Here is a 12,212-nt window from a genome sequence, read left to right as displayed (position 1 = left end):
TCATGCTCTACGTCCTGTGGGACCTGGGCGTGAAGGTCGGCCAGTCGGCGCGGTCGATCGACGAATGCCTGGCGCTGGCGAAGTCCGACATGGTGATCCGCACCACCCTGCTGGAGGCGCGGCCCCTGGCCGGCGACGACCGTCTGGCCCAGGACTTCATCGCCCGCTTCCGGACCTTCGTGACGCGGGCCGATCCCCGCCCCTTCATCGCCGCCAAACTGGTGGAGCGCGACCTGCGCCACCAGAAATCCGGCGCCGTCCGCTATCGCGTCGAGCCCAACGTCAAGGACGGCAAGGGCGGCCTGCGCGACCTCAACACCCTGTTCTGGATCGCCCGCTCCCTGGCCCCCGAAAGCCCGCTGGGCGCCCGGGTGCTGGACGACCTGCTGACCGCCCGCGAACGCCGGACCTTCGAGGAAGCCTTCGACTTTCTCTGGCGCACCCGGGCGCATCTGCACCTGACGGCCGGGCGGGCAGAGGAAAAGCTGACGTTCGACCTCCAGCCCGAGGTGGCCCGCCGCATGGGCTGGCGCGGACGCGGCGACGAGCCGGCGGTCGAGCGTTTCATGCGCCGGTATTTCCTCGTCGCYCGCGACGTCGGCGCCCTGACCCGCGCCATGTCGGCCAAGCTGGAGGCGCGCCAGCAGAAGCCGACCATGAGCCTGTCGCGSCTGATCCCGGGCCGCAAACGCAAGCTGGGCGTCGAGGGNAAGCCTTGGGCTAACGCCGGGGTTGGAGGTTCGCCGCCGCGCCGCAACGACCGAGGTTGGAGTAGCCGCGTGAGTCCCGTGTACCTTGATTACAATGCCTCGGGCGCCCTGACCCGCGCCATGTCGGCCAAGCTGGAGGCGCGCCAGCAGAAGCCGACCATGAGCCTGTCGCGSCTGATCCCGGGCCGCAAACGCAAGCTSGGCGTCGAGGGCTTCAYCGAGGACGCSGGCCGCCTGTCGGTSAMAGGCCCCGAGGTCTTCGCCGCCGCGCCYGARAAGYTGCTGATGCTGTTCCGCACGGCGGACGAACACGATCTGGACCTGCACCCCGACGCCTTCTCGGCCGTCAGCCGGTCGCTGTCGCTGGTGACCCCGTCGCTGCGCCGCGACCCCGAGGCCACCCGCGCCTTCCTCGACATCCTSGCCCACGGCCAGCGSCCCTACCGCGTCCTGACGCTGATGAACGAGACCGGCCTGCTGGGCCGGTTCCTGCCCGAATGGGGGCGGATCGTCGGYCAGACCCAGTTCAACATGTACCACGCCTATACGGTCGACGAGCACACGCTGCAGGCCATCGGCATCANTTCCTGCCCGAATGGGGGCGGATCGTCGGCCAGACCCAGTTCAACATGTACCACGCCTATACGGTCGACGAGCACACGCTGCAGGCCATCGGCATCATCAACGACATCTGGCGSGGCAAGCTSAAGGCSGAYCATCCGTCCTCGWCCGAGATCGTCCAYCGCATCGACGATTTCGAGGCCCTGATGCTGGCCATGTTGCTGCACGACGTCGGCAAGGGCGGCGACCGCGGCCAGCTGGAAGACGGGGCCATCGCCGCGCGCCGCGCCTGCGACCGGCTGGGCCTCGAYCCGCGCCGCACCGAGTTCGTGGTCTGGCTSGTGCGCAACCACCTGGCCCTCAGCGACTACGCCCAGAAGCGCGACGTCTCGGACCCGGCGACGGTCCGCGCCTTCACCCGGCTGGTCGGCGACCCCGAGCGGCTGCGGACCCTGCTGATCCTGACCGTGGCCGACATCCGCGCCGTCGGGCCCGGCGTCTGGAACGCCTGGAAGGGCAATCTCATCCGCGACCTCTATCTGCGCACCGAGGGCGTGTTCCGGGGCGAGGACGTCACCCACGCCGATCCGCTGGACGACTATCCCGCACTGGTCGCCCGCGCCCGCGCCGACGGCGCCGCCGCCGAGGCCTTGACGGTCGAGGAGAGCGGGGAGGATGAGCGCGCCGCCACCCGCGTCGCCGTCGCCGCCCGCGACCGACCGGGCCTGTTCGTCGATCTCGCCGACGCCCTCGCCGCCGCCGGGGCAGACGTCGTCGGCGCGCGTGTCGCCACTGCCCCCGACGGCACGGCTCTGGACGTGTTCGAGCTTCAGGACGGGGGCGGCGCTCCCTACGGCCAGGCCGAGCCGCGCCGACTGACCCGGCTGATCGAGGGGCTTGAGACGGCGGCGCGCGGCGGCGTTCCCACGGCGCCGCCGCCGGTCGCCCCGCCCAATCCGCGCCGCGCCGCCTTCGACGTGCGGCCCACGGCCATGGTCGATCTGGACGAAAGCCCCACCGCCGCCGTGGTCGAGGTGTCGGGCGCCGACCGCCCCGGCCTGCTGGCCGACCTGGCCCGGGCCTTCGCCATCCACCGCCTTTCGATCCGTTCGGCCCATATCGCCGGCTTCGGCGAGCGCGCGGTCGACAGCTTCTATGTCACCGACGCGGCGGGCAGAAAGCCGAAGCCGGGGCCAAAGCTGGACGCGCTGCGCGCCGATCTGGAAACCGTCCTGGACTTCACCGAGCGGGGCGGCCACCGCGTCTCGGCCCCCGTTCGGGCCAGCCTGCGCGACGTCTCCGAAGTCGGTCGCCGCCGCTCGGCTCAAGAGCCCGTATCGCGCGCGCCGGAACCACGCTAAGGCGCTGACATGGCCAAAAAGATCGACCCTGAAGCCCAACCGATCGAGGCCGCGCCGCCTGTGCCTTCAGCCACGGCCATAACCGATCCGATGGTTCAGCCGCCGGCCTCGGCCACCACCTCGCGCAAGGGCGGCGGCATGATGCGGTCGTCGGCGATCTTCAGCGGCCTGACCCTCGTCAGCCGCTTCGCCGGCTTCGCCCGCGACATCGTCATCTCGGCGGCCCTGGGCGCCTCGGTCGGACCGGCGGCGGACGCCTACAACACCGCCCTGAACTTCCCCAACCTGTTCCGCCGCATCTTCGCCGAAGGCGCCTTCGCCGCCGCCTTCGTGCCGGCCTACGCCAAGACCCTGGAGACCGAGGGCGAGGCGGTGGCGGACAAGATCGCCACGGACGCCCTGGCGGCGGTGGCCTTCGCCACCCTGGCGCTGACCATTGTCGCCCAGCTGGCCATGCCGTGGCTGATGGCCGTGATCAACGTCGGCTTCCTCGACGATCCGGCGCGCTTCAAGCTGGCGGTGGTCCTGACCCAGATCACCATGCCCTACCTGCCCTGCATGGCGGTGGCGGCCCTGCTCAGCGGCGTGCTGAACGCGCGCGGACGGTTCATCGTCTCGGGCGCCTATCCGGTCCTGCTCAACCTCATCATGCTGGTCGCGGTGATCCCGGCCCAGGGCGGCCAGATCGGCGCGGCCTATGCCGCCTCCTGGGCCGTGCTCGTCGCCGGAATTTCGCAGGCCGGCCTGTGCTGGTGGGCTGCGCGCCGGGCGGGCGCCGACATCCGTCTGGCCCTGCCGCGGCTGACGCCGGCGGTGAAAGCCATCATCATCACCGCGATTCCGGCCGCCATCGGCAACTCCGCGACCCAGATCAACGTCTTCATCTCGGGCAACCTGTCCAGCTTCGTCGCCGGCGGACGGACCTGGCTGGCCACGGCCGACCGGCTGTACCAGCTGCCGCTGGGCCTGGTCGGCGTCGCCATCGGCATCGCCCTTCTGCCGCGCCTGTCCCGCGCCGTGGCGTCGCAGGATCACGGCCAGCAACAGGCCTCGATGGACGAGGCCCTGATCCTGTCCATGGCCCTGACGCTGCCGGCCGCAGCGGCGCTGATGGCCATGCCCTATTTCCTGATCGACGCCCTGTTCACCCGGGGCGCCTTCCTGCAGGTGGACGCCGTCAATACGGCCCGCGCCCTGTTCCAGTTCGGCTGGGGCGTGCCCGCCTTCGTCCTGATCCGCATCCTCGCGCCCGCCTTCTTCGCCCGGCGCGACACCCGGACGCCGATGAATTTCGCCCTCATCTCCGTGGCGGTGAACGCAGCCCTGGCCATCGGGCTGTTCAACCTCGGCTGGGGCATAGCCGGCATCGCCGCGGCGGTGTCCGCCGCCGCCTGGACCAATGTGATCCTGCTGGCCGCGACCCTCTGGCGCCGCGGGCTCTACCGGCCCGGCCCCCAGGCTCTGGCGCGCCTGGCCCGCATCGGCCTGTCGGCCGCCGGTCTGGCGCTGGTCGTCGGCCTCGCCGCCGCCGGCCGGTCGCGGATCGAGGCGCCGGTGGCCGATATCCTCGGCGCCATCGGCATCGGCGTCGGCGCCAAGGAGGCCGCCCTGCTGCTGGTCACCGCCGCCGGGGGTCTGGCCTACATCGGTCTGGCCTTCGCCACCCGGGCGATCACGCCGGCGGAAGTGAAGGGCCTGCTGCGGCGGACAGGCAAGTAACGGCTTGCTCCTTGGGCGACGGTCGGGCATTGCGCCTCGACATGACCGACGCCTCCCCCGCCGCCGCTCCCGCCTACACCGGCCCGCGCCGTGTCCTGTCGGGCATCCAGGCCTCCGGCGCCCTGCATCTGGGCAACTATCTGGGGGCCCTGAAGCGGTTCACCCAGCTGCAGGACAGCGGCGCGCCCTGTTTCCTGTTCGTCGCCGACCTGCACGCCATCACCGTCTGGCAGGACCCGGCCCTGCTGACCGCCCAGACGCGCGAGATCGCCGCCGCCTATCTGGCGTCCGGCCTCGATCCGTCCCGGTCGATCATCTGGCCCCAATCGGCGGTGCGCGCCCATTCCGAGCTGGCCTGGATCCTCAACTGCGTCGCCCGCCTCGGCTGGCTCGATCGCATGACCCAGTTCAAGGAGAAGTCGGGCAAGCACAAGGAACGCTCGTCCGTCGGCCTCTATACCTATCCGGTGCTCCAGGCGGCCGACATCCTGCTCTACAAGGCCACCGAGGTGCCGACCGGCGAGGACCAGAAACAGCACCTCGAGCTGACCCGCGACATCGCCCAGAAGTTCAACACCGACTTCAGCGCCCCGGGCTTCTTCCCCCTGCCCGAGCCCCTGACCCAGGGGCCGGCGCCGCGGGTCATGAGCCTGCGCGACGGCATGGCCAAGATGTCCAAGTCCGATCCTTCGGACCAGTCGCGCATCAATCTGACCGACGACGCCGATGCGATCACGGCCAAGATCCGCAAGGCCCGCACCGATCCGGATCCGCTGCCGGAGACCCTCGAAGGCCTCGAGGGCCGCGCCGAGGCGAAGAACCTCGTCACCATCTACGCCGCCCTGGCCGACATGAGCCGCGAGGCCGTGCTGGCCGAATACGCCGGCCAGGGCTTCGGCGCCTTCAAGCCGAGGCTGGCCGACCTCGCCGTCGCCTCCATGGCCCCGGTGACCGCCGAGATGCGCCGGCTGATGGCCGATACGGCCGAGATCGACCGGGTGCTCAGGGACGGCGCCGAACGCGCCGCCGCCATCGCCGATCCGGTGGTCGACGAGGTCAAGAGGATCGTCGGCTTCTGGCGCGCCTGACGGCGGCTTTCGGACCCCGCCTTTCCGGTCCCTCTGGCGGACCGTCGCGCTTGCGCTAGACAAGGCCGATGAGCCCTGCCCATCCGTTGGATCGCCCGGTCTGGAGCACCCTGACCAGCCGCCAGGCCGATCTGGCGCTCGGCGATGCGCGGGCGCTGCGGTTCGATCCGGCCTGGGCCCTGTTCGGCGCGGCCGCCGACGCCTCGCCGGAGAGCCAGGCGGCGCTGGCGGCTCTCAATACGTCGCCCAACGGGATGGGGCTGGTGGAGGCGGGCGACATGCCCCCGCCCTCGGGCTGCCGCGTCCGATCGGCCGCGCTGTGCGTGCAGATGACGGCCTCGGCCTTGACGGCGGGCGGGCGGGACATCGCCTTCGAGCCTCTGGGCGAGGCCGACGCCGGCGAGATGCTGGCGCTGGCGACCCTGACTGTCCCGGGTCCCTTCTTCGAGAAGACCCACCAGCTCGGCGAATTCATCGGCGTGAAACGGGACGGTCGGCTGATCGCCATGGCCGGGGAACGGATGCGGCCGACGGGCTTCACCGAGGTGTCGGGCGTCTGCACCCATCCCGACCACCGCGGCCATGGCTACGCCAGCGCCCTGATGCGGGTGGTGACGCAGCGCATCCTCGAACGCGGCGAACAGGCCTTCCTGCACGCCTATGCCGCCAATACCGCGACCATCACCCTGTATGAGACGCTCGGGTTCACCGTGCGGACGCCAGTCACCTACACGGTGCTGCACGGGCCGGAATGACGCTCCGGGAGTCGCGGGCCGGGAGAGGCGGGAGTCTCGATCCGCCCGATCTCAGCCGACCCGGTCCAGACGGGCGATGAAGAAGCCGTCCAGCCCGCCCTTTTCCGCCCACATCGACGGCAGGATGCGCAGCCAGCCCTCGGAAGTGAGTGCTTCGTCGGGCGCGCCGACCTCGGCGGGGACGGCGGGCGCCGTCCTGAACGCCGGGTTCCGGCGCAGGAAGGCGATGATCTGGGTCTCGCCCTCCTCGCGCTCCAGCGAACAGACGCAATAGACCAGCCGTCCGCCCGGCTTGACCCGTTCGGCGGCGGCGTCCAGCAGCCGGTGCTGCACATCGGCCAGTTTGGCGACGTCGGCGGGCTTGGTGGCGCGCAGGACTTCGGGGTTGCGCCGGAAGGTGCCGGTGGCGGTGCAGGGCGCGTCCAGCAGGACGGCGTCGAAGGTGCGCGGGTCGTCCCAGTCCTCGGCGGGCGTGGTCACGACCTCGGAGTTCAGGCCGGTCCGCTGCAGATTTTCGGTCAGCCGCTTCAGCCGCACCGCCGACCGGTCCAGCGCCACCACGCTGGCGCCCGAGGCCGCCAGTTGCAGCGTCTTGCCCCCCGGGGCGGCGCACAGGTCGATGACGGTCTCGCCGGCCTTCGGGGCCAGCAGCCGGCCGGGCACGGCCGCCGCCGCGTCCTGGACCCACCAGACGCCGTCCTCGAAGCCCGGCCAGGCGGCGACATCGCCCCTGAGACCGGTGCGGATCGAGCCCCCGGGCAGGACCTCGCCCTCGACCGCTTCCGCGACCGCCGCCGCCTCGACGTCCGGCTTGACGCTCAGGTCCGTCGCCGGCTCCTCGCGGGCGGCCAGGGCCAGGCCGACCAGCGCCGGCTCGCCATAGGCGGCCCGCCAGCGGGCGGCCAGCCATTCGGGCAGGTTGCTCTCGGCCGTCGTCAGGCCGGGCCCTTCGCGGTCGATGCCGCGCAGGACGGCGTTGACCAGGTTCTTGTAGGGCCGCGTCTTGGGCTCGCGCTCGGCCAGCTTGACCGCCGTCGACACCGCCGCGAAGGCCGGCGTCTCGAGGATCAGCATCTGGGCCAGGGCGACGCGCAGGATGGTGCGCACCGCCAGCGGCGGGCCCTTCTGCAGCTTGCGGTCAAGGATCTGGTCGATCTCGCCCAGCCGCCGCAGCGCCGCCATGGCCACGGCGCGGGCGAAGGCCCGGTCCGGCCCCGGCAGGCTGGAAACCTCCCGGAACGACAGGGCCGCATCCAGCCCGCCCCGCCCTTCGAGGGCGGCGTTGAGCAGGACGCCGGCCGCGATCCGCGCCTCGACGCCGATGTCGGGGCTGTCGTCATGGACCTCGACCCTGGGCGGGCGCGGCGGCCGGGTTCCGGCCCTTGCCTTGTCCGCCATGCGGCGACCGCGGGCGGCGGAGCTGCGCCCCGGCTCGGGCGAGCGGCTCACACCACCACCTGTGTACCCAGCTCGACCACCCGGCCCGGCGGGATGTGGAAGAAGTCGGTCGGGTTGGCGGCGTTGCGGGTCAGGAAGATGAACAGCCGGTCCTGCCACAGCGGCATGCCCTGCGACGCCGAGGCGACCACCGAGCGCCGGCCGAGGAAGAAGCTGGTCGACATGATGTCGAACTTCAGCCCCTGCTTCCGGCACACGCCCAGGGCCTTGGGTATGTTGGGCTGTTCCATGAAGCCGTAGCTGATGGTCAGCTTCTTGAAGTCRTCCGAGATCGGCTCGATCGTCACCCGCTGGCTGTCCGGCACGCGCGGCCTGTCGGTGGTGCGGACGGTCAGGATGACGTTCTTCTCGTGCAGCACCTTGTTGTGCTTGAGATTGTGCATCAGGGCGACCGGGGCGACGTCGGGGTCGCTGGTCAGGAAGATGGCCGTGCCGGGCGCCCGGTGCGGCGGGCGGGCCCGCAGCATCTCGATCAGGTCGGTCAGGGGCAGGCTGTCCTTGCGCGTCTTGTCCGACAGGATCTGGGTGCCGCGCACCCAGGTCCACATCAGCAGCACGAGCGCCGCCCCCAGCACCAGCGTGGTCCGGACGGTCAGGATGACGTTCTTCTCGTGCAGCACCTTGTTGTGCTTGAGATTGTGCATCAGGGCGACCGGGGCGACGTCGGGGTCGCTGGTCAGGAAGATGGCCGTGCCAGGGGCCCGGTGCGGCGGGCGGGCCCGCAGCATCTCGATCAGATCGGTCAGCGGCAGGCTGTCCTTGCGGGTCTTTTCCGACAGAATCTGCGTGCCGCGCACCCAGGTCCACATCAGCAGGACCAGCGCCGCGCCCAGCACCAGCGGGAACCACGCCCCCTGCGGGATTTTCAGCATGTTGGAGGTCAGGAAGACCAGGTCGATGGCCACCAGCGGGCTGATCGCCGCCAGCGACAGGGGCAGACTCCATTTCCACAGCTTGCGGACGATGAACCAGGCCAGCAGGCTGTCGACGAACATCGATCCGGTAACCGCAATGCCGTAGGCGGCGGCCAGACTGGTTGAGGTCTGGAAGGTCACCAGCAGAGCCAGAACCCCCACCATCAGCATCATGTTGATCGAGGGCACGAAGATCTGGCCGGCCTGGCTTTCCGAGGTGTTGCGGATGTCGATGCGCGGCAGCAGACCCAGTTGCACCGCCTGCTGCGTCACCGAGAAGGCGCCGGTGATGACCGCCTGCGAGGCGATAACGGTGGCGATCGTGGCCATGATCAGGACCGGCCAGTACACGACGTCCGGGACCATCATCCAGAAGGGATTGGCCGCCGCGGCGCGGGTGTCGAGCACCAGGGCGCCCTGACCGAGATAGTTGAGGGTCAGGCAGGGCAGAACGACCCAGAGCCAGCCCAGCCTGATCGGCGCCTTTCCGAAATGGCCCATGTCGGCATAGAGAGCCTCGGCCCCGGTGACGGCGAGGAAGACGCTGCCGAGGATCACGAAGCCCAGGAAGCCGTTGTCGAACAGGAACAGCACTCCGTAGTGGGGCGACAGGGCGCGCAGGATCGAGGGGTCGTCGAAGATGTGATAGACGCCCAACGCGGCCAGGATCAGGAACCAGACGAGCGTGAGGGGGCCGAAGAACCGCGCCACGCTGGCGGTGCCGCGCGACTGGATCAGGAACAGGGCGATCAGGATGCCGGCCGCGATCGGTACGACGTAGGGACTGAGGGCGTCGCTGACGCCCGGCGCGTCGCGCAGACCTTCCACCGCCGAAACGACCGAGATGGCGGGCGTGATCACCCCGTCGCCGTAGAACAGGGCCGCGCCGCAAACCCCGAGGATGAAGATGAGCCCGGAGCGCCGTCCGATGGCGTGCTGGGCCAGAGCCATCAGAGCCAGGGTCCCGCCCTCGCCCTTGTTGTCGGCCTTCATCAGAAAGACCACGTATTTCAGGGTCACGACCAGCAGCAGCGCCCAGAACACCAGGGAGACGACGCCCAGGACGGCCAGTTCTTCCGCCCCGCCGCCCCTCGAGTGGTGCAGGGCCTCACGCATGGCGTAGAGCGGGCTGGTGCCGATGTCGCCGAACACCACGCCGATGGCGCCGATGATCAGGCCCCATTTGCCGGCCTTGACGTGACCGCCCTCGCCGGCCGCCGCGGGATGCGGATGGGCCGGAGCGACGGACTTGTCGGAGGGAGTTTGCGAATTGGAGGTGGCGGCGCCGGCGCCGTCTTCACCTTGGGGAGAGGCCCCGGCCATAGAGTTCCTCCGGGACCCCGCACAACGCGGTTCCCATCAAAAGAGCGGCGAGCCTTTAGGCTCTTTCATTCCGCGGTTCAATCGTACTGCGAGTGCGAAGGTTGCAAGGGCGCCGCCCTGAAGATGTCCGGTTTGTGAAAGAGCTTGGCAACGCCTATCTTGGAGGCTGCATCATGTCAGACAGCCAACGTTTCCCCGTCGCCGCCCACACCCTGGCCTATCTGGCCCACAAGGGCGCCTATTCGCCCGCCGACGCGGCGGCGAGCGCGATTCTGGCGGCCTCCATTCCGACCAATCCCGTCGTCGTTCGGCGCGTGACCGCCCTGCTGGCCAAGGCCGGGCTGATCGCCACCCGTCCGGGGGCCTCGGGCGGCGCCTGGTTGCTGCACCGGCCGGAGGACATCTCGCTCGAGACCGTGCTGCGCGCCGTCAACGGCTGCGCCCACCTCGGCTCGCCGCCCGCGGGGGCCAAGGGCTGTCCGGTCAGCGAACACATCCCCCGTCAGGTGGCCAGGGCCCTGACCGCCGCCGACCAGGCCGCCGGCGCGGCCCTGTCGAAGATCACCATCGCCGACCTGCTGGACCAGGACCCCGTCTCGCTGAAGGCGTTCGCTCCGCACCCATCCTGCCCGGTCGCCGCCTGAGATGAGCCTGCCCTCGCGGCCGAGGCCGGTCATGCTGGTCACGGGCGCGTCCGCCGGCATCGGCGCCGCCCTCGCCCGGGTCTATGCCGGGCACGGCTGGGACCTGGTGCTGACGGCGCGGCGCGAGACGCCGCTGAAGGCCCTCGCCGAAGAGCTTGCCCATGCGGGCGCGGCCAGCACCGTCCTGACGGAAGATCTCGCCGACCCGGAAGCGCCCCGCCGCCTGTTCGGCGCCATCGCGCAGCGGGGCCTGACGGTGGACGGTCTGGTCAACAACGCCGGTTTCAGCCGCACGGCGGGCTTTCTCAACACCGACCCGGCGGCCCACGCCGCCATGATCCGCGTCATGCTGGCCGCCCCGGTCGAACTGGCCCGGCTGTTCGCCCCCGGCATGGTCGAGCGGGACTATGGCCGCATCCTCAACGTCGCCTCCCTGGCCGGCCAGATGCCCGCCACCGGCGGCGACACCCTGTACGGGCCCATCAAGAGCTTCCTGATCAAGGCCTCGCAGGGCCTGTACCTCGAGCTGCGCGGAACGGGCGTCCACGTCACCGCCCTGTGCCCCGGCTACACCCTGACCGAGTTCCACGACGTCAACGGCACGCGCGAGGAGGTCTCGACCGCCTATCCCGCCTGGATGTGGCAGACGGCCGACCACGTCGCCCGCGTCGGCTACGCCGCCTGCGAGGCCAACCGCCCGAAGGTCACGCCGGGGGTGATGAACAATCTGCTGGCCGGGCTGGCCAAACACCTGCCGGATCGCGTCGCCCTGAACATGGTCGGCGGCCATGCGAAGCGGCTGAAGCGGATCTGACCCGGACGCAGTCTCCGCTGTATTCCATGTCGCACTTTCGGGCCGGAAACCGTCTTCGAATTCCTCCGAAAACCGTCTTCCAATTCCTCGACGGAATTCGCCGCCTTCCGCAGGTCTTTCGGCGTCAGTGACCGCCCGTCGGATAGGGCGTGGTCACGGCGCCCGAGATCATGCCGGGCAGGGCTTCGGACAGGCCCATCAGGATGAACTGGACGGCGAGGGCGCACAGGATCAGGCCCAGCACGCGGACGATGATCGACATGCCGACCTCGCCCAGCATGCGGCTGATGGGACCCGTCAGGGCGAAGCACAGGAAGGTGGCGATACAGGCCGCGATGATGGCCGCCATGCCCGCGACCTGGCCCTGATAGCCGATCTTCGACGCCTCGCCGGCCTGGATGATGATGGTCGAGATGGCCCCCGGCCCGATCATCAGGGGCATGGCGAAGGGCACCACCAGCCGCTGGAACCGCCGTCGGGCATAGCCGCGCACGTCGGCCGGATTGCTGTCCGGGTCGTTGTCAGCGAAGGATTTGAGGAAGTCCCCGCGCGTCATGTCGAGGCCCAGCAGCAGCAGCAGGATGCCGCCGGCGATGCGGAACGCCGCCAGCGAAATGCCGAAGAACTGCAGCAGGCCCAGACCGGTGAAGAAGAAGAAGGCCAGGAAGGCCGCCGCAAACAGGCAGATCAGGGCGGCGACCGACAGCCGCTGGCGCGTCGTGGCTCCCGCCGTCGCCGCGGCGAAGATCGGGATATTGCCGATCGGATCCACCAGGGCGAACAGGGCCACGAACAGGTTGACCCCCAGATCGACCGCGTCCATGTGCTGACCTCGCCCCCAATTGAATCGAACGCATAAGGGCCG

At 70.2% G+C, this 12,212-nt stretch carries 9 protein-coding genes and 1 pseudogene; 7 read left to right on the top strand and 3 right to left on the bottom strand.

The window, feature by feature from the left end:
* Nucleotides 1–2: 2 nt before the first annotated feature.
* The 5 genes and pseudogenes from ASD25_RS32745 to ASD25_RS28670 form a co-directional block, all read left to right on the top strand.
* Nucleotides 3–709: pseudogene (locus ASD25_RS32745) on the top strand (bifunctional uridylyltransferase/uridylyl-removing protein); the annotation flags it as partial.
* A gap of 585 nt (nt 710–1,294) precedes the next feature.
* The coding region (locus tag ASD25_RS30025; protein ID WP_235562920.1) for an ACT domain-containing protein at nt 1,295–2,632 on the top strand (1,338 nt) is incomplete at its 5' end.
* Nucleotides 2,633–2,641: 9 nt separating this feature from the next.
* Complete coding sequence (gene murJ, locus ASD25_RS28680; RefSeq protein WP_200943755.1) at nt 2,642–4,351, top strand: murein biosynthesis integral membrane protein MurJ; 1,710 nt, start codon at nt 2,642–2,644, stop codon at nt 4,349–4,351.
* A gap of 41 nt (nt 4,352–4,392) precedes the next feature.
* Nucleotides 4,393–5,439: a tryptophan--tRNA ligase gene (trpS, locus tag ASD25_RS28675; protein WP_055831997.1), complete on the top strand. Its 1,047-nt coding sequence runs from the start codon at nt 4,393–4,395 to the stop codon at nt 5,437–5,439.
* Nucleotides 5,440–5,507: 68 nt separating this feature from the next.
* The gene (locus ASD25_RS28670; RefSeq protein WP_055831895.1) at nt 5,508–6,194 is read left to right on the top strand and encodes a GNAT family N-acetyltransferase; all 687 of its coding nucleotides are present in this window, start codon (nt 5,508–5,510) and stop codon (nt 6,192–6,194) included.
* A gap of 51 nt (nt 6,195–6,245) precedes the next feature.
* Here the strand turns inward: ASD25_RS28670 and ASD25_RS28665 are convergent, their stop codons facing one another.
* Nucleotides 6,246–7,592, bottom strand: coding sequence for an RsmB/NOP family class I SAM-dependent RNA methyltransferase (locus tag ASD25_RS28665; protein WP_055831894.1), 1,347 nt, complete (start codon nt 7,590–7,592; stop codon nt 6,246–6,248).
* Nucleotides 7,593–7,639: 47 nt separating this feature from the next.
* The gene (locus ASD25_RS28660; RefSeq protein WP_082572649.1) at nt 7,640–9,889 is read right to left on the bottom strand and encodes a potassium transporter Kup; all 2,250 of its coding nucleotides are present in this window, start codon (nt 9,887–9,889) and stop codon (nt 7,640–7,642) included.
* A gap of 173 nt (nt 9,890–10,062) precedes the next feature.
* Here ASD25_RS28660 and ASD25_RS28655 point away from each other — a divergent pair, with 173 nt between their 5' ends.
* Together ASD25_RS28655 and ASD25_RS28650 are read left to right on the top strand one after the other, a co-directional pair.
* Entirely contained in the window at nt 10,063–10,533 is a 471-nt protein-coding gene (locus ASD25_RS28655; protein WP_055831891.1) for an Rrf2 family transcriptional regulator, read from the top strand.
* Between the two features lies 1 nt (nt 10,534).
* Nucleotides 10,535–11,347 (top strand): SDR family oxidoreductase, encoded by an 813-nt coding sequence (locus tag ASD25_RS28650; protein WP_055831889.1) that lies wholly within the window; start codon nt 10,535–10,537, stop codon nt 11,345–11,347.
* A 124-nt stretch (nt 11,348–11,471) separates the two neighbouring features.
* Here the strand turns inward: ASD25_RS28650 and ASD25_RS28645 are convergent, their stop codons facing one another.
* The gene (locus ASD25_RS28645) at nt 11,472–12,170 is read right to left on the bottom strand and encodes a MarC family protein (RefSeq protein ID WP_055831886.1); all 699 of its coding nucleotides are present in this window, start codon (nt 12,168–12,170) and stop codon (nt 11,472–11,474) included.
* Between the last annotated feature and the right edge of the window lie 42 nt (nt 12,171–12,212).

It is taken from the genome of Brevundimonas sp. Root1423, from assembly GCF_001426805.1.
Note: the sequence above shows the minus strand (reverse complement) of the source record. Positions and strands in the feature narration are given on the sequence as shown.